This window comes from Rhizobium acaciae (assembly GCF_025941625.1).
Classification (GTDB): Bacteria; Pseudomonadota; Alphaproteobacteria; order Rhizobiales; family Rhizobiaceae; genus Rhizobium; species Rhizobium acaciae.
The window spans coordinates 24,411-44,655 of the sequence record NZ_JAPCZO010000033.1 but is presented as its reverse complement, the minus strand read 5'-3'; the positions used below and the strand labels follow the sequence as shown (position 1 = coordinate 44,655).

Genomic DNA, 20,245 nt, shown 5'->3' with positions numbered 1-20,245 from the left:
CTACTTCTCCCCTCGACGCTGATAACCAGCCCGTCGCGACAGAGAGCGAAGCTCGCTCATCACCGCCGCCTGAATGCGTTGCACGTTCTCGAGGTTGATATTCAGCTCGCTTGGATGGACGCCCCGGCCACTGTTGAGCGCCCTCGCAACCTGATTGAGGTTGATTCCGATCATCCGCATGTCTTCGAGCAAAGCCGCCATCACCAGACGGTCATCCCCCGTCAGGATAGGTCGCACGCCTGCCCCCTCCAAAAGCAGCGAACGAAAAAAGCTGGACACCGTCATGCCGGCATCCTCGGCCGCCTTCTCGATCCCCGCATGTTCGTCAATCGTGACACGTACATGCACAGTGCGATCTTTCTTCGCTGACTCGAGAGGAGCGTTGAATTTCCCGTCATCCATTTGGCCGTTGGCCCCCTACTGGCGCTTGCGTCAGGTGATCGAGGGCTCGTCCCTCGATTGCAGGAAAATGGCGTAGCACATTTTTCCGTATCCTGCCACCATCACTACAGGGAAATTCAACCAAAACCCTCGAGAAGACATCGCTCTGCTCGGCCGTTTAAAATTTCAAAGCCAGAGCTGCGCCCTGATGATTAAAACTAGGGAACGCTCACCAGGGTTCACCGCCTGAATCCGCTTCTGAAGGCCTTTGTCCGCCCCTCGTACTCAGCCTCAAGGGACGCTCCGCTCTCCGCCCTTGCGGCTTCCGTGCGAGCGTCGAAGACGGCCTTACGCGGCTCCGGGGTTCACCGATCTGCCGGCGCTTCAGATGCTTCCCGCACGAACCATGTCGTGTGAATATTCCACACGAGTTAGTCAATTCATGTTTTCACACGATATGTTCATGAGACGACATTGACGCAGCATGCGTATGATTATTCGCGTGATGTGTACTTGGTTTAATAAGTCTAATCGGCTACCATCATATGGTAGAAGCATGTTGCAGTATCGTCTGAGCAATTGGGCTCATCATGTGTACGTGCGGTGAGGAACTGCCGCACCCAACTAAGCGCATCGAAACTTGCTCGGCCCGCAGGGAGTTGTCACATATGCCACTGTGCATTTCGGCCGTGAGCGGCAAAGGTGGAGCAGGGAAGACTACGGCGGTAATCTTGATCGCCGGAGAATATGCGCTTCAGGGAAAGCGTGTCCTTCTCATTGACGCAGACGGCCGCCAAAATTTGCAGGAATGGTGGAAGCGCTGTGAGGCAAAGGACAACTTGGCTGATAACATCGACCTAATAACCGCTGCACGTCAAACTACTGTTCAGCAGGTGCTGGAAAACGAGGCGAACAAGTTCGATGTCGTTTTGATGGACACGCCCGGGCAAGACACCGTCCTGAGGGACACCATTATCGCCGGGTCCCATGTTGTGCTGACGCCAATTCAGCCGAACCAAGATGAGATCAAGGCGGCGGGCCAAGCCGCGACCGACACGGCCAATATTTCCGACAAAGTTGGGCGGGTGATCCCGCACGCCAACTTTGTCACCAGGATCACGTTGCCAGCCAGAATGCTGGAAGCGTATCGGCTGATCAGGCCCTTTGTGCAGAATTTAAAGGAGGGTGGTTATGACTCCTACCTGCTCGACACTGAACTCATGGAGCGAAATTGCTACCGCGAGATTCGAAACGGTTACGGCACTCTGCAGATGCTGGAACTCACGAATCCGGTGAAAAAAGCGCGAGCGGAAGTAATGAGCCTGGTTCAGAACATCGAAGGACTGCTCTTGGGACCGAAAGGGGTAGCGGCCAATGGCTAAGGGGCAAACAACTGTATCTGATTTTGCAGTCGCACCGCGACGTAGCCGCCCGGTGAATCAGTCGACTGCGGAGGACACTGCTACATTGGCTCCCAGCGTCCCGACAGAAGGTGCGAGGATTGAAAATCAGCCTCTCTCGCATAGTGTTGACCTACCTGCGAGCCGTCTCATTGCGCCGACTGAAGAGGCCCGGCGCGAGCGGGCAGTGAGCAAAGCACTGCAGCGCGAGGATTCTAGAGTTCGTTTGCGTGACCTGAAAAGGGCACGCGATCGTGAATCCAAGCACTACGTCAACTGCCCGTTGGATTACGAGACGAAGAAACGGTTGGAGAAAGCCGCTATCGAGAACGACGTGAAGATGACTGTCATCATGAAGGCTGCAATTGATCAGTTCCTTAAAGACAACGGATATTGATCGATGATTGGCCGTCGCTTCCTACGTGGCATAGACCTCGGTTGCGTGATCGGCATCTACATTGCGCCTCGCCTCAGCCGCCCGACCGCCGCGATGAGAGTGATCTCGGAAACCATTTTGCCTCAAGTAAATGGTGCCATGCGACATCCGGTTTAACCCACCTTCCGTCTGATGGAACTGTTAGCGCGGACGAGCGACATGAGCATCGGGCCAATCGCGAATTCCCCGGCCTCGGTGCGCCTGGTCAGATCACGCAGATAGCCGCCCGCCGAGTTGATGTGGCCGCCACGCTCGAGGATGCAGGCAATCACGGTCGCCGCGTTTTCGGGACCCATCGCCGCGCAAGCCGCCTCATACGCCGACGGCGAAACTCCGAGCATGGATCGAACGACAACGGCGGCGGTCATCAAGTCCCGCCAGTTGGCGATTTGCCCACCAGGGCCGTAATCGGAAATATCCGGGCAAGCCTGCAGGACCATTCCAAGGGGGAACGACTTCATTGCGCCGCCCTCGCCTATCGGCCTTCTGGTCGGTTTCTTCCCTCCCCCGGCGTCGCCGGCGGAATTCGAGATTTCGTTTTCCGAAGCTATCGGCCCGCTCGGCTGTCCGAAGCGATCCGCCGACTTTGCCCCCTGCTTCGTTTCGAAGCCCGGTTCAAGTTCATAAGTGGATTCGGGTTTTGAATTCTGTATGTGGCGCTCAATTTGAGATTCATTGGTGCGCATTTTTTGTGTTTTTGTACGCGTTTCCAATTGGTTGACGACCTCTTCGCGAAGCAACGACATCTCGTCCAGCGCGGAAACCAGGTGTTCGATCCCAGCCGCCCGAGGAAGGCGCTCGATGATCGACCGAAACATGAGGGTAATCTTCTGCCATTCGCCCCTAGCACCCTCGTCGATGGCGGCAGCGACTAGCTTGGCGACGTCTCGACGGCAAATGGTCAGGCGCTCCCTCGTGATCCGTAGAAGCTCTCGATCGGCAACCGTTTGGGCGGCCAGAGCCTCGATTTCGGTTGCCCGTGCCAGCAGTGGGGCGAGGCTGAAGCCAAATGCCTCTTCGATCTCCCCTGCCCTATCACGGCGCGCGTAGCGTTTCCCGTTGGCACTGTCCCTACGTAGGATCAATCCGGCGTCTACGAGGACAGCCAGATGTCGCCGGAGCGTCGCTGCGGTCATCCCTCGAGCGCGGATCGACAGCTGGGCGTTCGACGGAAACACGATCAGCCCGCGATCTTCGGAAATCTCGTCGCCCGGATAGAACGTCAGCAGCGCGTCGAGGACTGTCAGCGCGCGATCCGACACGCCAAGCGCAGGCCGCGCCTCGCATACAGCTCGGAACAGCTTCCATTTGTTCCGGGTAATTCCGGGTTCGATCTGTTCGGCCAACTGCTGGCTTGCCAACATGTCGAGCGACATCGCCCGCCGCCCAAAGGGCGTCGTCACATATGCGTTCTCCATTTTCCTTCACCTGTTAAAGGCAAAAGAAATCTGCTCACCAAAACGGTGCCAAAGACTCTTGACTGGGATTCGGGGAAATGCGATTCTCGATCTTGCTTAGAGAATGCGAGAAGGGCTTCCACGACTTGGTCGTTTGGGGGCCTTTTTCTTTTGCTGTTTACCTTTCCTCAGTTTTGATTGATGACAGAAACTCTCGATGCAATCGCTCCAGATTGTCCGTGATGAAGCGGCCGAACTTGCCTGCATCATCAGACTTGAACGCGATCGAATAATTCTTCCCGCTGTCCTTGAACTCGGCTCTAACCGAGGCGTCACCTGCCCGCCACTCGCCTTTGGGGCTTGGTTCCTTCGCCGATTGGTCCGCCTTCTTGATCTCAGACATAAGGAAGTCGAATCGGGCGTCGGATTCCAAAGTGCCGAACCTTTCCTCTTCCACCAGTCTACCGACAAGGGCTTTCGTCGAAGGCTTCTCAATCCTCTGCGCAAAATCGATCCACCTATCTCGGCCGATGGATTTCGCTGGACCTATCTTGGTGGCGACTGCATCGGGCAATCGGCTGGAAACCGAGAGCATCCGGGTCAGCATCGGCGCATCGATTGCCAGCGCGGACTGGATCGTCGGCTTCTCGTAACCGAGATCGAGCAGCCGCTGCGCGAACATCGACCGCTCGATGAACGATAGGTTCTGCCGAGCCGAATTTTCCTGTCCCTGCGCGATTACATGGTCCGCGTCAGAGATGTCTTTGACGACGGCCCGAACTTTCCGGCCGAGGTCTTTGGCCGCCCTGGCGCGACGATGACCGAACACAATCTGGTATCGGCCGTCAGCCGACGGGTGAGGGCGCACCAATATCGGAGAGTCCTGTCCGCGATCTCGGATGGCTTCCACGAGTTCGACATAGGCAGCATCATCTTCACCCATACGATCCGACACAAACGAGCTGTCGACATCGGACACATCCAATTCGACAACGACTTCGCCTGAAAGGTTCTGGTCGGCGAGCGCGGCTTTCTCCGCAAGCTCGTTCAACGAAGAAATCATCGAGCGGGAAGCACCGCGTGCCACGTAGCCCGGTTTAGCTTTACGCACTTGAACGTCGCCCTGAGGCGAGGTGATATTTGCAAATACATCCCTTCGAGCCATCACGGATTCCTACGTTTGTTGATTTCATTGAAGAAAATCGCCGTTTGTACGGCTGACAATTTCTTCCTACCCATTTCGACGCCCCCATGCCTTGTGCAGCAGTTCAATCACCTCGGCGTTGACCGTATCCATGGATTCCCGGGCGCGGTCATAGGTCGAGGGCGTGAATTGTGAGCGTTCCACCTCGTAGAGACTTTGCTTGGTCAAGCCGGCGTCAGAGATAGCGGTCGATTTCACCATGTGATTTCGCATCATCTGCTGCGCGAACATACTCTGCATAAAGCCGACCATCTGCTGCTGTGGGATGTCTGTCGGCTCATAGCGCGTCACCAGATAGCGGAACCAATCGAGGCTCACGCTAACGCCGACTTCCTCTACTGACTTGAGGATGTTACCGAGCATTAGGAGAAACTGGCTCATCGACATGATGTCAAGCATCTGCGGATGCACGGTGATCAGGACGGAAGTCGCCGCCGTCAATGCCGTCAGCGTGAGATAGCCGAGCTGGGGAGGGCAATCGACTACGACGACATCGTAGCGATCATCAACCTCCGCGAGGGCGTCTCCGATCCGGGTATAGAAGAGCTTGCCTGCGCTCGAATCCTTCCTCTGCATAGCTATAGGCGTTTCGTATTCGTATTCCTGAAGTTCCAGATTTGCAGGGACGACATCCAGATTGGGAAAGTTCGTTGGCTGGATTACCTCCGTGATCGACTTGCGCTCGTCGTCGTAGCGCAGCGCCTCGTACAGCGATGCCTTCTCATCGAGCTCCGGCTGGATACCATAGAGCGCCGTCAATGAAGCCTGCGGATCGAGATCGACGGCAAGGACGCGGTAACCACGCAATGCCAGATACTGAGCCAGGTGCGCAGACGTGGTGGTCTTCCCGCTGCCCCCTTTAAAATTCACGACCGCTATTACCTGGAGCCGTTCATGTTCCTTCCGGTGAGGCACTCGATCGAGCAGGGTCCGGAGGTCATTCATCTGGGCGGCGGTATAGTATCGCCGCCCCGTCGAGGTCGTGGTCGGCTCAACACCCTTGCCCTTTAGGTGAAGCTTCTTAAGATAGCTTTGGGAGACGCCGACGAAATCGGCAACCTCGGCCAAGGAAAACTGGCGCAAAGATTTCTGTGCGTTCGGTGGGAACTTCTCTTGCCGTAGCATGTCAAGCTTCGACGAGATGTCGCCACCTTGTTCAAGGATTGTATCGGCAAAACCCGGCACTTTCTCGGAAGTGGCCATTTTCACGTTCATTTCGGAATCCGCTCTTAGTCACGATAATTTTGCAAAATGGCATCAATTATCGTGACAGTGCCCCGATTCTCTACTTGTGGCAAGGAAAATAGGGTTAACAAAAGGTTAACGAGTTTAGTTGCGGCAATGCACGATGATTCTGCAGCCGGAGGAAATTAGCCCCACTGAAATTGCACTGGTGATGTTCACCTGCTAAAAAACTCCAATTGTTCCGTAGCGCCAGTGCCTTGGCGAAACCGATTGAACAGCATGTACCTTCCCAGACACATCTTACAACGCGCCGCTGCCCTACTATCAGCACCGACAACTGCGGGCCTTGCCACACGAAAATGGAATAGTCATCGATGATCGGTCGCGGTTTTTTGCTCGGCGTAGCTTTCGGCTGCGTGCTCGGTGTCTACATTGCGCCTCACCTCGGCCGACCGACGACCGGGAAAAGAGACATTTCTGAAACCATTTTGCCTCAACTGAATATCGTGCAGGCAGAAGCCGAAAAGGCTACATGGCCGACCGACGATGAAACGAAAGCCCAGCTGTTCAACTTATCCAAATGGGACCTAAAAAAGCATGGCATTGGTTCAAAGGTGAGCGTTAACCGCTGTATCCAAATTTCGCAAAGTGAGATGGCTTGCGAATTGCTGGCTCGCCTCACCTGGATCGACGGTGAGACGCAAATTGAAGCGGTTTTTCAAGCGAAGCCGGGCGGCTGGAAGATGGTGGCTGCGAAGAATCGCTAATTGTCTTTTTGCGTTTTTCGGACAATGCTAGTAGTCAACGTCGACGGCATAACTTGAAGCATTTCGGTTCACTGCCTCTGGGAAGTCGCATCTCAAAAATCCCCCCAAATTGGTAGGAAAAAACCGCTGTGATTCAGGAGGAGGGGGGTGTGCCAAATTGCTTCAATTTGGTGCATAGTGGCCGCCGAGGGCGGTATTTCATACAATAAAGGTAAGGATCGTGATTGATCTAAGCAGCTACAAAAGCGCACGCGGTTTAACTGAAACAAACGATCCGGAATTAGAGAGGCCGGTCTATCGGAAGTCCGGCTTCGAAGGCATCCAAACTGCAAAGGAAATGGATGAACGGATCTCGAATTTTCTCAAGGACATTCGTGAATCCAAAAATCTCTCCCGAGCGGAATTGGCTCATTTGCTCGGGCTTTCCGTGTCCGTTTACGGACGGTATGAGCGCGCGGAATCGCGCATGACCGTTCCCCGCCTGATCCATCTCTGTGAGCTCATGGGCTTTATGCCCATAGACATGATCTTTGAAGCAGCACCGCACCTTTGGGGTAAGACACCGGAAGAGGCAGAAGAACGCCGAACGCTGACGAGGCTAATTGAACGGCTACCACCGGACACGACGCGCGACCTGATCCGGCTCTTGAAGCGCATGACGCCTGGGGAACAAGGGGTAGAGTCGACCAGCATGAGCGAAGGCCGCTAGGCGACCTTGCTCTGCTCCAGCGATTGGAGGCCGTTGAGGAAATCGGCGGCAGCCTGGGCCTTTGCGGCCGCGGTGACGATCGCCCGCTTGTCGTTCTTCAGCACCTTGAGCCAACTCTCAAGGTAGGTTGCGGTGTTGTCGCGAGGATCGTGCGCGACACCAAGATCAGCGCACAAGAACGAAGCGGAGAGCTCGGCAACTAGCTCCTCGATCGCGTAGCTCTCACTGCCGAATCGGCCGCTCAGATCACGGTCTAGGCGGGTCTTCGCGCCCGACCAGTGTGAAACTTCATGCAGCAGGGTCGAGTAAAGGTGAACTTCGCCCGCGAACCGTGCCCGGTCCGGCATGAGGATGTCGTCGACCGCGGGACGGTAGCAAGCCGTTGTTCCGCCGTATGTGACCGCGGCGCCGGTATTGCGGACGAACGTTTCGGCGGTTTCCAGAAGCGGTATCGTCGTCGCCGGCATCTCCTCAGCCGGATGGTAGAACCGCTCCGGAAGGTTCTCGATCTGCTCGACGTTAAAAACCGTGTAGCCTTTGAGGTAGGGGATTGCGCGCTCGTCATCATCCTCGCGCTCCTTTGGGGTGAAAGTGCCGTATTTGACGACGAGGGCTCCTTTCTCGCCCTTTCGAACCTGGCCGCCGAGATCCTGAGCTTGGCGATAGGTGATCCAGGTGCTTTCCTCGTAGCCGGCAAGCTCGCTTGCGAGCCACAGCATCAGGACGTTGATTCCGCGATAGGCTTCGCCGGTTGCGCGGCGCGGGACGAGGGAGCCGCGGCTGTTTCCGCGCCAGGGCCGGATCCACGGTTTGGTGCCGGCTTCAAGCTGCTCAATGATGGCGTCCGTAATGCGCTGGTAGGTGTCCTTGATGTTCTGCACTGCCGTCTCCTTCCGTTGGTTGACGGCAAAAAACGGAGATAGCCGAAGCGAGCCCATGCACCCGAAGGGCCGCAACGAAGTGGAGGACTGCGTCAGCGGTTGCGTGGGGAAGGGGCTATCGTAGCTTGTCCGTCAATCATCCGACGGAAAGGGAGGGCGCAGAACTTGGCGCCTCCCGAAATAGATAGCATCACGCGGCTTGTTACCGCCGGAGTTGGTCACCGGCCGCGGTCGTCGTCATCGCGCTCACGGCTTCGCTGTGCCGCCATTTGCGCCTCGATCGCCTTGATCTCCGGGTTATTGTCCTGCTGCGGCTGCCTGGCGGGCTGCTGCTGCGATTGCGGCTCCTGGGTCGGTTGCGCACGCTCCAGCCGGGAAAAGTCCGAACGAGCAGTGATGGTGATCTCTTCGCCCTCATTCGGCAGGCGCTCGGGCAGGTCTGCGCGATCGGCAGCAACAATACCCTGATCGGTTACGAAGGTGGCTATGCGATTGTCGTGCCCGAGAACCTGGCCGCTGATTTCCTCGCCGGCGCGGGCGGTGCGTAAATTGTGCTCGAAAGGTTTCTCACCAAGGTCTTCAAGGTCGGCAAAGGCCGCGCGCAAGGCTTCGCGGCGGTTCGGATTGATAGCGTCCTCGAGCACATGTTTCATTGCCGGACTCGACGGATCGTTGGTGGTCTCAATCGACGCCTCGATCATGCGTGGCTTGCTGATGACGGTGAAATCGATCTCGTGCCCGTGTTGGCGGCCGAGCTCCGAAATGAAGGCCTCTTGCGTGCGCCCGTTTCCCTCTCGGAATGGATGCACATAGTTAAGTTCGGAGAGGACTTTCGCGGCTCTGTCGGCGAATTCCTCTGGCCCTGCATTGCGAAGGACTTGCGGATCTCGAATCGGTTTCAGGGCCTCATCCAGGCCCATTTCTATGCGCGAACCGGGCAGGAACGAGGTGCCGCCTTTGGACAGGCCTCCAATTGGCTCCACCCGCTGGCCGTCAACGATCGGAGTTTCGTTGCGTGTGTGGCCGGCCCACTCGTAGACGTCCTGAAAAATGTAGCCGTGAATTGCCTTCAGGTGCTGCTTGTCGAAATTTCCGGACGGGCCATCACCTTCGGCAATTTCCGCCATCCGGAAAGCCGCCGCACGGTACTCTTCGGTGCGCAGCTCCGAGTGCGACTGGATGCCGAACTTGTTACGCAGCACATCCCTCCGATCCGGATCGTCGGAGGTGTTGGGATAGGTGTAGGTACCTTTGGTCTGCTCGTCTGCCATGGCTAACGTCAACAAAAAGCCGCCTGCAGCAAGCAGGCGGCTTTTCGCCTTTAGAGGGTTGAAAGAGTTTATTGTGCGGGAGCGCGCACGACGCGTAGACGGTACTCCTCGCGGGTGATCTCGCCAGCGACGTAGGCGGCGGTAGCGTCCTCGAGGACAGGATCGTGGGTGTAGCCCTGCCGGATGTTGGCAGCACGCGCCTGATCGGTGGCTTTCTTCCGCTTTGCTACGGCTTCCGGGGAACGATCCGGACGGCGGGAATGAACGTTCATCGTCAAATCTCCAGTTACTGGCCAACCTAGCAGGAAAAATGCTGGAAATCCAGCACTTTGCGGGATTTACTGGCCTTTCGATGGTAAGCGCCCGGCTGGTCGCCGGGCGCTTTGCGCGGGTCAATCGCGGGGTTCCCATTCGATGATCGCCTGCAGCGTGGGATCGTCCTGGCCGGGGAACCGGCCCAGATTGGCGTTAAAGCCAAGGCGCCGGATCGAAAGGGTGTAGTAGGGCTTGCCGTCCTGGTTCTTCTTCTTCCAGATGCCGCCGACCTCGATGTCATGGCCGCGCGGTGACTTGGCGTAAACGCGGTGCGTCGGGGCCTTTTCATTGTCGGACGAGAACGGGACAGCCTTGATGTCCAGGTCGCGGTCGATCGTGGAGATGAGGCCTGCGCCCTTTGCGGTGTCGAGGTTGTCGGCGTCGAACTGGATATAGTTGGTGGTGGTCATGTCAGTCACTCCTCTTTGGTGGTTGCGATGATCGTTCCAAGGGCACGGCGGAAAGCGGTGCGCACCGTAGGCCGGAGCGTGAGCGGAGGAGGCGGGAGGACACAAAAGTTTGTATCGCGAGGAAGCCGAAGGCGGGGAAATTTTTGTGTCGTCCGCTTTGCGCAAACCGCGTCGACGTGCGAACGAGCGTCATATGCAACCGCCTTGGAGGGGTGAGACCTGACCGCTTCTGGCAACGCGCCTCCTGTTCGTCATCAGCCTAAAGCCGCAAAGGCTGCGCCAATATTATTCACAAATCCGGCCTGATCAACGGAAATCCCGGTTTTTCGCCAAAATTGTGAAGCAATATGGCTCGCAATCCGTCCGATGCCATCGCACCATGTCGGCTATTTCGGTCACGGAATCCTGGAAGATTTGGACCGGCGGTAGTCGTACGGACTTTCGATCTCGGCAGACCACATGCCAAAACCGTGATCGCGGGCGCTGTTTTCGGCCCGGCCGTACTCGACCTCGCTGATTGAGTGGGCAGCCGGCAGATACCGTAGCATTGCTTCCGCCAGTCCGGCCTTCACCATCGCAAGGCCGATATCGGTGTCTCCGATGAAGCACTGTCCCACCAGGCGGCGATACTGATCCTGGTCGATGATGTCGCAGCGGACATGCTGACCGTCGATCATTTTTCCAAGATAGCTGCGGGCCGCGGCGCCACATCGCCAGACCTTGCCATCCTTCAAGCCGGTCTGGTCGCGCTCGCAGGCATCGATGGCCGCGATCCTGATCCGCTGCTGTCTGATGCTGATGGTGTCGCCATCAATCACACGGGCTCGGCCGGACATATCGGCGGCCTCCACGGTGCCGTGGCTGATCAAAAGGGCAGCTAAAAACGTCGATAGGGCATTACGTCTCAATGGGTGACCTCCATGGAATTTCGGGCGGCAAGCCCAAAGATCGAGCGTGCGAGATGCAATTCGCCCGCTCTTGCGCGCTCCGTCATGGCCCGCAAATAGCCTCCCGGCGAGCTGACCTCCTGCCGCTCGTATTTCTCGAGCGTTACCGCAACCGCGACAGCCGCTTGTTGTTCGCCCATCTCTTCGACAGCGCGGCGGCGGGCATCATCGGAGATCCCGGCAAACCGACATATCAAAGGCACGGCGCGCGCCAGGTCGGCCCAACTGGTGGGGGCAAGGCCGTAGGTCTTCAGCGCTGGCACCGCCCTCAGCACGTCTTGCAATGCCACCAATGCTTGCGGCAACTGCTGCGGCTGGTTGCTTTCGCTCCGGCGTCGCCTCAGGCTTACTTCAAAAGCCCTCTTGCTGGCGGAGCCAGCCTTAAGAAAGTCGAGTTGTTCGGCGTTAGCCGAACGCCGTTCACCATTACTTTCTGCAATTGGATCAGGGGTTGTAATCTGTTTGTGCATGTCGTTTTCGACATGCGGGCATGTCATATTTTGCGAATGAACCACTTCTTCCGATCGGCGCGGAAGCTGCATCAAGCGCTCCACCAACCACTCCAGAAGGGCTGTTGCTCGGCGCAACATCCGGCTTGGGGCCTTGCCTGCAATCCCGACAATATCGCTCACGCGATCAATGCGGGCAGCGAGGCGGGCCAAGGCGCGTTCGGAATGCTCTGCGGCGACCGTGAGGGCCTGGCGCGCATTGCGAAGTGCCCCGCGATAGCGCCGCAAGGCCGCGTCGGCAGATTTTTTTTCGGCGCGGGCGCGTCTAACGAGCTCGTTGAGCTCGGTGTATCGAGCGATCAGGATTCGGAGGTCGATCCCGCAACCATCGGTGATTTCGCCATCGCCGTTGCGCACGGGATAGCGCTTGTAGTTGCCGCTGTCCTGCATGCTGATCATGCCGGCGTCGAAGAGCCGCGACAGCAGACGGCTGACGCGGCCAACTGACCGGGCGATCTGGAAGCCCAAGTGCTGGTTGGACGGAAATACGAGCGGCCGGCCCAATTTATCGAATGCTTCGGACGGAGCCGTGTTTATCAGCGTCACCAGAAGGTGGCTTTCAGTTCCATTGATCAAGCCTGTGCATGGAAGGTTTTGCGCCAGCACGGCCAGTTGGGTACGTGTAACCGCCCCCATTTCCGCTGACTCTGCGAGTCGGCGGAAATGGGCACGCTGCGGCGTTATCCTGCGGCCGATCGACCGCTGATCCGTTTGGGTCTTTCCCATACCTCGTCTCCATCTTGGGACCAGGAAAAGCTTCGCCGTTCACCGAAAAGGTGCTTTCATTATTGACAGGGAAGGATGGGTCTGCGAGAAGTGATTTGGCTAATTTATCGACTCACAGACCGCTTCCGGAGTTCTTCGGGAGCGGTTTTTCTTATCTGGCCAGTGCGTCTACTCCGTAAAAGTCGTTAAAATGCACTCAGACGGAATCACCTTCTGATTCCGTTGATTTGGAACAATAGCGCCACAAAGCATATTGGCGCAATAACGTGCTACACGCATAACCGTCTAAGGTGCGTGTCTATCGCGTCAATGTATTGGTTTTTCAGGTTTTCGCGCTTAGTACCGATGCCGGATAGGCTGCTTCTGACATGACTTGTTGCAGCAAAATGATGCAGGATACGACCGACTGGAGGAATCGAGGGCCTTGAGTGATTCTACCAGCCTAGATCCGTCTGACCGAAATCATCGCCCTTGTAGGCAATCCGCATGCGGTAAGCCTTGGCGCAGGCATAGGTGAAGCAATCGCCCATATTCAGCTTGGCCGGATGATTCACAATTTTTCCAAACTGCTGAGCGGCATCGAGAGCTTTGCTACCTACATCACCGGAAATCATTGCCTCGCGCGCTTCCAGATCGGCAACGAATTGATCTACCAGGCGGCGGGCGATCTCCATCATTTCGGTAGTGGCGGGCTTGTCCTTACCGGTCGCCTCGGCCAGCCTGCGCGTGAGCGACAGGGTGGCCTCCATACGGACGACGGCTGACACATAATAAGGACCGCCGTCCCGCTCTAACCGGCCCATGAGTTCGGTGGCGTCTTGCTCCTGGGCGAGGATGGCAACGACGACAGACGCATCAACGAACAGCATTCAGTCTTCGCCCCACATTTCATCTGTTTCGCGCTTATGGTCGCCGGGAGCGAACGGGCCAGCTTCGCGCGCCATAGCGAGGGACTTGGCAAGCCGCTCGCGAATTGGCAGACTACCTCTGCGACTGGCGATCTCGTGCTTGAGCGCGGCTTTGACCGCCTCAACCTTGCTGGACTTCGTGAGACCGACAAGCTCCTCGGTGAGCCTGTCCACCTCGGGGTCCTTGATGTAGAGCGGCATGACGGCATATCCTTTCGAGGATATTATCATATCCTCTTTTTCATATCCTCATCAACACAAATAACGAAATCGCGCCGTCCGAATCCGGGCGGGAAGGGGAGTTTGAGGGGAGGGGGATTCGGGCCTCCCCTCAACATGATTGCTGGCAGGTCAATCCTGCCCGCAATCATCGGTGCGCTCCAAACAGCGGGAGGGCCGATCACGCGGGAAACGTGACCGGCCCGCGACTGATGTTACTCAGCCGCTTGGGGGAACTGCTCGTCTTCGGCGGAGCTTTTGTCGTCGTCGGTCTGTTCGGGTGAGGATATCCGAACAGGGGCCGGTAGCCAGCCGCTTCCGGTAACAAGCCGGTCCGCGATCGTCACCGCCTCGGACTTTTTGGTCGCCGCTCTCACCGACAATTCCGCTTCACCGCCTTTCGCCTCGGCCACCGCAAGTTCAATAGTCGTCCGGTTGACGTGCTTGAAATAGCTGTCGCCGGTCGTCTCGAACCAATCCGGCATATGCACCTTGAGCGCGTGGCCAAGCTGGTTCGCCTGCTCGATTCCTTTTTTCCGATCGGTGAACTTCTTCTCCACCGCATTGACCGCGTGCGCCGCGCCGAATGCCAGCAGCGCAAGCACGCTGTCCTGCGGCTGCTCCAAGAGCCAATCGAACAGATCGGCAGGATTGCCGGGCAGGTGATGGCCGTAATTGTCCGCAAGGTCATTGAAGGCGGCCAGCCCCTTGCAGCTTTCGGCGTCCTTGATCGACGGCTCCAAACGCTCGTGTGTCAGCGACAATTGAAGGGCGCTCTGCTCCGAATGATACGGGTAAGCCACACGCAGCAGCATCGCGTGAACCACCGCGACAAGCGCCACATCAGGGTTATTCGCCAGTTCGATGCGCAGCGCGGCAGTCTTGTGAGCCGTCAGGTCCTCTATCAGCGCAGCCGAATGGCTGATGGTCGGGACCTTCGGTTCTACTGTGCCCTTTCCGCTCGGCTGGCCCTCGCCATCATCATCCCCGTCCACCGTCTCGGCGTTTTCGTCCGGCTTTACGAAACCGCGCTCGATGGTAAGCCGACCGTAATAATCGAGGAAAACGAGGGTTCCCGCCTGTTCCAACGCCTCGGGGCTGTACCCTTCCGTCCGGGCATTGAGCGCGTCTATCCGTTTTTCGACCTCCGCCAGCTTTGTCTCTGCCTCGTCGTCGGCCACGCCGTTTTCGATCAACTCGGCAAGCTCGTCATATTCGGTCTGTGCGGCATCAAGCGCGGCCTGATCTTCCTCGGAAAGAGCAGTCGCCTCCGGATAGTGGCGCTTCATGGCATGATAGCCAGCGGGGGCTGTTGCGGAGCACTCCACCCATTTCCAGCCTTCGGCGCGAACGCTGGCGGCGGTCGCCTCGAGCTTTTCTGCCACCAACTTTTCGACCAAGGCGGCATCCGTCGCATATCCGGCGTTACGGTCATCGAACAGGTCACGTTTGACTGCTCCCCCGGCCTCCTCGTAAGCCGCCAGTCCGCCGATGAATTGCACGCGCTTATCCGTCGCGGCAATCATTTCCTCGGTGAGCGCTCGCCGGATCGAAAGCGCATCGCGGTTCCAAGCGGGAAGCGCGTTCCAGACCGTCACCTGCCTTTCGTGATCATCGCTGACGGTAAAGGCCGATAGCTGCGCAAAGCTCATGTCCTCATCGCGGTAAAACTGCAACAGGACCGGGGACACGCGGGCCAGCGCCAGCCGCTTGCGAACGACGATTTCGGTCGTGCCGAAACGTGCCGCGATGTCGGCAACGTCCTTCCCTTGCTTGGCAAGCGCATCGAATGCCTCGTACTGGTCGAGCGGGTGCATGTCCTCGCGCAAGATGTTCTCGGCAAGGCTGATTTCCGTGGCGATCTCGCCTTCGCGCTCCTTGCACTCGACGGGGAAATCCTTGGCGATCTCCCCCGCCTTGGCCAGCAGATTGAGTGCGGCAAGGCGTCGGCCGCCCGCCGTCACGAAATAGCGGCCCTTCTTGTCGCCCTTGCGAACAACAAGGTTCTGCAACAGACGGTAGCCGTCTTCACGAATGTTGGCGGCCAGCGCCTCGACGCCCTCGGCGCTGTAGGTCTTGCGGACGTTCTTCGGATCGGCGTCCAACTTGTTCAATGCGATGGTGATGATCTCGGTCATGATATTTCCCTTTTCCCTTTTTCCCGCGAAGCGGTCTCGTGCCCGAAGGGGCAGGAGCCCCGCTCCTGCTCCCCGAGCTCGTGCGGAACAGCGGGGGAGAGGGGGGCAAGGGGACAAATCGGAGGGGGATCACCCGCCCGAAGGGGCGACGCAAAATCCGCTGATGCGGATCCGCGTCGATCCTGCACGAAGCGAGCTAAGCGAGCGAAGGAAGGACGGGGAGGCCGATTTTCCCCTTGCAGGGGAGAGGGGGCCGAGCGCCCTTTCCCCACTGAAGGAAACAATGAGCATACCAGGCGAAGGCGGCGCAGCGGCCGAAGCCAGTTCGCGCACCGCTTGACCGGTTAAAAGGGCAGCCGCAGGAGGTTTAGCATAGCGCCGACCGCAGGGCGGAAACCGGGACCGACTGCCCCCGGCGAGCGGTTCCGTGTAGTATCGACAGGAGAGAGCCCGTTCGCCGTCGCCGCTCCGAGTATGGAGCGCTCCGCGTCGCCGGCGAACTACGCAGGCATCATGGCCTACCGCAGGAACCTGGAGGAACCGTATGAGCATAGTCGATCAGTATGAAGCGCCGCCAATGACAGAGCCTCAACGCCGCGATGCCATGGCCGACATGACGGCGATCGTGCGCGGCGAAGAACTCGAGCTACCGTGGCGGCGCATCCGCATCCTGCTCGATCATGAGCTTGCGATGATTCAGCATCCCGTGTTGACGCAAGGGAGCTTGACGTCTCTGGGCCTGACGGACAAGGGCTTGCGGTTCATGGGCGCGACCTGACTGAAGATTCATATTGCGCATAAGAAAATATTCCTCTTGACGAGGAGCTGCATGCGGGTGTTCTGTTTTTGTTCTAATCGGCAGGAGCAAACATGCGCAAACCGGAGACGATCGAACGCCTCTATCTGGATTTCGATGGCTTCTTCGCGTCGGTCGAACAGCAATGCGACCGGCGTTTGAGAGGTCGGCCGGTCGGCGTCGTTCCCTTTGCGGGAACGACCAGGACGGCCGTCATCGCCTGCTCGCGCGAAGCGAAAGCCTTCGGCGTCAAGAACGTGATGCCGATCGAGGAGGCGAAGCGGCTCTGTCCGGATTTGGTGCTAGTGCCTCAAAAGCCGGACCTCTATCGCCGCGCGCACAATGCGCTTTTGTCGGAAATCGAAACCGTTATTCCGATCGATACGGCCAAGTCGATCGACGAGCTGACGTGCCGCCTCGATGAGGCCGGCCGGGCGGACCCGCACGGCCTGGCCGCCGCGATCAAGGCGACGATCGCGGAGAACGTCGGCCCATGGATCACCTGCTCGATCGGCTTTGCTGCCAATCGCCAGCTCGCGAAAATCGCCTGCAAGGAAGGCAAGCGGAATGGCGGCCGCTACGGCGACGGGCTCGCCATCTGGCGGCCAGAAGACATGCCGGCGCCGCTGCTTGACGTGGCGATGGAAGATATTCCAGGCGTCGGCGGCAATATGGCGAAGCGGCTTTACCGGTCGGCGATCTACACGACCGAACAGCTCTATAACCTTCAGCCAAAACACATGCGCAAGCTGTGGGGCAATGTCACCGGAGAACGGCTCTGGTACGCGCTGCACGGTTACGACATTCAGGCCCCGGCATCGAGCCGGGGCATGTTCGGACATGGCCGCGTCCTTCCGCCGGAGGCCCGGACGCTCGCCGGCGCACGCGAGATTTCACGCCTGCTTCTGATCAAGGCGGCGCGACGGCTGCGCCGGGAAAACTTCTATGCTGGCGGCTTGTGGTTATGGCTGTCGATCCGCGACGGCTCATGGATGGGCAAGCGTCATCTGCCGGTTGTCAACGATGACCAGGCCATCCTATCCGGACTGGCAGAGCTGTGGGACCAGGTTGGCCGCGATCACCCACGCGGAATAACGATATTCCGGATCGGGGTCACTCTTTACGATCTGTCTCCGTCGCACGAGCGGCAGCTCGACTTACTCCTCAATGACGATCGCACGCGCCGGCGCTGGGAGAGCGCCAGCAATGCGATCGACAATCTGAACGCGCGCTATGCCGGTACCGTCGTCAGCCTCGGTCCGTGGAGGCCGCCGGCGGGCGGACACGTCGGCGGCAAGATAAGCTACACACGCATTCCATCCGCGGAGGATTTCTGGTGACGAGGAGCTGGAAGCAAAATATCCGTGTCGGTGATCTGGCTGATCACCAAAAGCTTGAAGCGCGATGCAAGAAATGTGGTCACGTTCACTACCTGACGCGGGCGATCGTGTGCGTCTCGCCGGAACGCGAATTTCTCTATATCGACGAGCTCGAACGCGAGACCGTCTGTCGGGCGCGCGGCTGCCGCGGTGCTGTCCGGCTGTCGATGGTCCGGCTTGACGAGCTGAGCGGGTTTGTGGGTGGCCTAGCCTAACAGAGTGTCGAGGTCAGCGGTCTCAACAATGCCGTCGGCGGCTTCAGAAAATCCGGGGGAGAGCCTTCCCCAACAGGATTGCCGAAAGCGCCATCCCATAGACGCCGACACCAAAGCCAAGCGCCGGCAACATGAGAAACAGGACATCCAGAGCGACATTGTCGAAGGCCCGGCCCTCGGCAACTGCCTTCCGATATTCGGGCAGGGCCAATCTGCTGATCCACATCATCGTGCTCGAGACGGCGAATATGAAAGCCGCGTGGTCTAGATTCTTATGGTTCACAGTCCTTTCCCCCATTGTAGCCATTGGCAGATAGGCGGTCGATACCGGGTCGGCAACGACAGAGCCGCCAATTTTTCGTCGGCGGAATTTTTCTTCGATTCGTGCCTTGCAAGGGTCCAAGCTAGAATCAGGAGGCTACAGGCTCATCAACAATCTGTAGCCTTTTCATGAGGATAGAAAACATGGAACCAATAGACATCAAAGCAGGCATCGCCGGAACTGTCATCACCTTCCTGCTCGGGACGCTGTATTTCGAAGTTCATCCGTTTTGGGCTGCAATCGCGGCCGGACTGTGCTTCGGATATTACTGGGTTGGCGCGAAGACCGTCTACGCCATCCAGAGCTGGTGGGACCGCCTCTGGTGGTAGCAAGCGGGCGGCTCTGCCGCCCGTCCTTTCGGGTTCACGATGGAAAGCCGCGCCCTGCAGTGCAGGGCGCGGCGCTGTTCACTTCGCCTTGTTGTCGTTGTCGGCCTTAGCGTTGAACTCGCACTGGTAGCTGACCTCGACCTTCGCGATGAGCGGAAGCGAGACCACGACCGAGATTTTCAACTGGCCCGTATGGGGCAGTTTGGCGACTTGCCGATTGATGTAGAGGCGAAGGCGGCGGCCGGTTTTCTGGCAGAAGGTTACGAGCGTTTTCATGAGGGTGATCCTCCTTGGTGGTTGTGCGTAATCGCGAAGCTCGAATACGGCTGGGACGGCCGAGTGCACCGCGAAGCGGTCGCAACGGAGCGAAGAGGAGAGGAGAACCCTTTAGGGTTGCGCGCCAAAGCCGGCCCTGACGTATCGTGCGCAGCAATAGATTGCGGACAGCCACTAAGGAGAGGCCGGAAAACGCGGCCTTCGTAGCCCCGACCGCCGCCTTCGCCGTCAATCGGCAAGTCGCCATCCGGTCTTCAGACCCGGATCTCGGTCGTGGTTTTGCTGCAGAGGGGGTCCAGGTTGGCAGCTGTGTTCGACGGCCGACAACGACAACAAGGCGAAGTGAGCCGGCCTGCGTCAGCAGGGCGGCCACCGTGGATGGGGAGGGGCTTCGGGGCGCCCCTCGTCCTGTTCTGCGCCGTTCAACGCGGTAAGGGACAGGTACATCGTGCGGATGGGTGACGCGGCCTCAGTCGTCTATCGGCGTTACGTCGCGCAGTTCGATGAATATCACCTTTTCGCTGCGCTCCTGCCCGACCAGGTCGAGATTGATGTAAACGTAATCGGCAAAGATCGGACTGCAGAATCGCCAGACGACGCCGACACGCCCGACGCGACGCTCGTTGCTGCCATCGATGGATGGCGTCGTGCCGGTGATCCGCACACGCTGGCCGAGCCGGAGCCAGTTTGTTGCGCTGGCGATCATCGCGACCTTCTCTTCCGGCGTCAGCGCCTTGCGCGTCGTTCGCGCCCAAGGCGTGTGCGGATCGGCGGCGATCTGCTGCGCCTGCTCACCCGGCGAAAGATCGTGGAACCGCGTGATTTCATAGTCGAGCGGCCAATCTTCCGGCTTCGTCGGCTTCGGGTTTCGGTGGAAATGTTCGGTCGCAGGAGCGCCGAACATATCGAGTTGAATGCCTGCAAGCCGACGCTGGCGCTGCGCCTTGCGATAGTTAGCGCGCCATTGACCATCGGGGGTCAGGGTAGGACGCTCGCTTTGATCTAACAGTCGGTCCAGTTCTTCCTGGTCATCCAAGGGGGGGGCCTCCGGTGATATAGCTTCAGCTGGCAGGGACGTGAGGGGCGTCAGGGGCGCCCCTCGTATCAGCCTTGGTCCGTTCGATG

Annotated in this window: 24 protein-coding genes; 8 read left to right on the top strand and 16 right to left on the bottom strand. The window is 58.4% G+C overall.

The window, feature by feature from the left end; all coding sequences use genetic code 11:
• Complete coding sequence (locus tag OLZ32_RS34795; protein ID WP_264424855.1) at positions 1-402, bottom strand: MobC family plasmid mobilization relaxosome protein; 402 nt, start codon at positions 400-402, stop codon at positions 1-3.
• A gap of 647 nt (positions 403-1,049) precedes the next feature.
• On the opposite strand from OLZ32_RS34795, the gene OLZ32_RS34790 reads away from it, so the two are divergent.
• Positions 1,050-1,763 carry a ParA family protein gene (locus tag OLZ32_RS34790; protein WP_264424853.1) on the top strand — a complete coding sequence of 238 codons (714 nt, stop codon included), beginning with the start codon at positions 1,050-1,052 and terminating at the stop codon, positions 1,761-1,763.
• Positions 1,756-2,178, top strand: a complete 423-nt coding sequence (locus OLZ32_RS34785; protein WP_264424851.1) for a hypothetical protein — start codon at positions 1,756-1,758, stop codon at positions 2,176-2,178. Before OLZ32_RS34790 ends, OLZ32_RS34785 begins: the two co-directional genes overlap by 8 nt.
• A gap of 152 nt (positions 2,179-2,330) precedes the next feature.
• On the opposite strand, the gene repC (OLZ32_RS34780) is transcribed toward OLZ32_RS34785, so the two are convergent.
• From repC (OLZ32_RS34780) to repA, 3 genes are all read right to left on the bottom strand, one after another.
• On the bottom strand, positions 2,331-3,635 hold the full coding sequence (gene repC / locus OLZ32_RS34780; RefSeq protein ID WP_264424849.1) for a plasmid replication protein RepC: 1,305 nt from the start codon (positions 3,633-3,635) through the stop codon (positions 2,331-2,333).
• A 157-nt stretch (positions 3,636-3,792) separates the two neighbouring features.
• Positions 3,793-4,779, bottom strand: coding sequence for a plasmid partitioning protein RepB (repB, locus tag OLZ32_RS34775; RefSeq protein ID WP_264424848.1), 987 nt, complete (start codon positions 4,777-4,779; stop codon positions 3,793-3,795).
• Positions 4,780-4,845: 66 nt separating this feature from the next.
• Positions 4,846-6,033: a plasmid partitioning protein RepA gene (gene repA, locus OLZ32_RS34770; RefSeq protein WP_264424847.1), complete on the bottom strand. Its 1,188-nt coding sequence runs from the start codon at positions 6,031-6,033 to the stop codon at positions 4,846-4,848.
• 344 nt (positions 6,034-6,377) lie between these two features.
• Here repA and OLZ32_RS34765 point away from each other — a divergent pair, with 344 nt between their 5' ends.
• Entirely contained in the window at positions 6,378-6,770 is a 393-nt protein-coding gene (locus OLZ32_RS34765) for a hypothetical protein (RefSeq protein WP_264424845.1), read from the top strand.
• 220 nt (positions 6,771-6,990) lie between these two features.
• Positions 6,991-7,479, top strand: a complete 489-nt coding sequence (locus tag OLZ32_RS34760; RefSeq protein WP_096771602.1) for a helix-turn-helix transcriptional regulator — start codon at positions 6,991-6,993, stop codon at positions 7,477-7,479.
• Here the strand turns inward: OLZ32_RS34760 and OLZ32_RS34755 are convergent.
• The 9 genes from OLZ32_RS34755 to OLZ32_RS34715 all read right to left on the bottom strand — a co-directional run bounded on the left by OLZ32_RS34755 (position 7,476) and on the right by OLZ32_RS34715 (position 15,803).
• The gene (locus OLZ32_RS34755; RefSeq protein ID WP_264424842.1) at positions 7,476-8,360 is read right to left on the bottom strand and encodes an ArdC family protein; all 885 of its coding nucleotides are present in this window, start codon (positions 8,358-8,360) and stop codon (positions 7,476-7,478) included. The two genes, OLZ32_RS34760 and OLZ32_RS34755, sit on opposite strands and share 4 nt — an antisense overlap.
• Positions 8,361-8,578: 218 nt before the next feature.
• Positions 8,579-9,631, bottom strand: a complete 1,053-nt coding sequence (locus OLZ32_RS34750; protein WP_264424841.1) for a Fic/DOC family protein — start codon at positions 9,629-9,631, stop codon at positions 8,579-8,581.
• 68 nt (positions 9,632-9,699) lie between these two features.
• Entirely contained in the window at positions 9,700-9,903 is a 204-nt protein-coding gene (locus tag OLZ32_RS34745) for an antitoxin VbhA family protein (RefSeq protein ID WP_096771599.1), read from the bottom strand.
• 120 nt (positions 9,904-10,023) lie between these two features.
• On the bottom strand, positions 10,024-10,356 hold the full coding sequence (locus OLZ32_RS34740; RefSeq protein WP_264424838.1) for a DUF736 domain-containing protein: 333 nt from the start codon (positions 10,354-10,356) through the stop codon (positions 10,024-10,026).
• 395 nt (positions 10,357-10,751) lie between these two features.
• Positions 10,752-11,264, bottom strand: a complete 513-nt coding sequence (locus OLZ32_RS34735; RefSeq protein WP_264424837.1) for a thermonuclease family protein — start codon at positions 11,262-11,264, stop codon at positions 10,752-10,754.
• Positions 11,261-12,538 carry a plasmid replication protein RepC gene (gene repC / locus OLZ32_RS34730; protein WP_264424835.1) on the bottom strand — a complete coding sequence of 426 codons (1,278 nt, stop codon included), beginning with the start codon at positions 12,536-12,538 and terminating at the stop codon, positions 11,261-11,263. Before repC (OLZ32_RS34730) ends, OLZ32_RS34735 begins: the two co-directional genes overlap by 4 nt.
• 434 nt (positions 12,539-12,972) lie before the next feature.
• Complete coding sequence (locus tag OLZ32_RS34725; RefSeq protein WP_264424833.1) at positions 12,973-13,407, bottom strand: type II toxin-antitoxin system VapC family toxin; 435 nt, start codon at positions 13,405-13,407, stop codon at positions 12,973-12,975.
• Complete coding sequence (locus OLZ32_RS34720; protein ID WP_264424830.1) at positions 13,408-13,647, bottom strand: type II toxin-antitoxin system VapB family antitoxin; 240 nt, start codon at positions 13,645-13,647, stop codon at positions 13,408-13,410.
• 233 nt (positions 13,648-13,880) lie between these two features.
• Positions 13,881-15,803: a ParB/RepB/Spo0J family partition protein gene (locus OLZ32_RS34715; RefSeq protein ID WP_264424828.1), complete on the bottom strand. Its 1,923-nt coding sequence runs from the start codon at positions 15,801-15,803 to the stop codon at positions 13,881-13,883.
• Between the two features lie 544 nt (positions 15,804-16,347).
• Here OLZ32_RS34715 and OLZ32_RS34710 point away from each other — a divergent pair.
• The 3 genes from OLZ32_RS34710 to OLZ32_RS34700 all read left to right on the top strand — a co-directional run bounded on the left by OLZ32_RS34710 (position 16,348) and on the right by OLZ32_RS34700 (position 18,193).
• The gene (locus tag OLZ32_RS34710) at positions 16,348-16,581 is read left to right on the top strand and encodes a hypothetical protein (RefSeq protein WP_264424826.1); all 234 of its coding nucleotides are present in this window, start codon (positions 16,348-16,350) and stop codon (positions 16,579-16,581) included.
• A 92-nt stretch (positions 16,582-16,673) separates the two neighbouring features.
• Positions 16,674-17,939 carry a Y-family DNA polymerase gene (locus OLZ32_RS34705; protein ID WP_264424824.1) on the top strand — a complete coding sequence of 422 codons (1,266 nt, stop codon included), beginning with the start codon at positions 16,674-16,676 and terminating at the stop codon, positions 17,937-17,939.
• Positions 17,936-18,193, top strand: a complete 258-nt coding sequence (locus OLZ32_RS34700; RefSeq protein WP_264424822.1) for a hypothetical protein — start codon at positions 17,936-17,938, stop codon at positions 18,191-18,193. Before OLZ32_RS34705 ends, OLZ32_RS34700 begins: the two co-directional genes overlap by 4 nt.
• A 43-nt stretch (positions 18,194-18,236) precedes the next feature.
• Here the strand turns inward: OLZ32_RS34700 and OLZ32_RS34695 are convergent, their stop codons facing one another.
• Positions 18,237-18,476, bottom strand: coding sequence for a hypothetical protein (locus OLZ32_RS34695; protein WP_264424820.1), 240 nt, complete (start codon positions 18,474-18,476; stop codon positions 18,237-18,239).
• 182 nt (positions 18,477-18,658) lie between these two features.
• Between OLZ32_RS34695 and OLZ32_RS34690 the strand changes: the two genes are divergently transcribed.
• The gene (locus OLZ32_RS34690; RefSeq protein WP_264424818.1) at positions 18,659-18,844 is read left to right on the top strand and encodes a hypothetical protein; all 186 of its coding nucleotides are present in this window, start codon (positions 18,659-18,661) and stop codon (positions 18,842-18,844) included.
• Positions 18,845-18,922: 78 nt separating this feature from the next.
• Here OLZ32_RS34690 and OLZ32_RS34685 read toward each other — a convergent pair whose 3' ends face one another.
• Positions 18,923-19,120 carry a hypothetical protein gene (locus tag OLZ32_RS34685; protein WP_264424816.1) on the bottom strand — a complete coding sequence of 66 codons (198 nt, stop codon included), beginning with the start codon at positions 19,118-19,120 and terminating at the stop codon, positions 18,923-18,925.
• Positions 19,121-19,589: 469 nt separating this feature from the next.
• Positions 19,590-20,156 (bottom strand): hypothetical protein, encoded by a 567-nt coding sequence (locus OLZ32_RS34680; RefSeq protein WP_264424814.1) that lies wholly within the window; start codon positions 20,154-20,156, stop codon positions 19,590-19,592.
• Between the last annotated feature and the right edge of the window lie 89 nt (positions 20,157-20,245).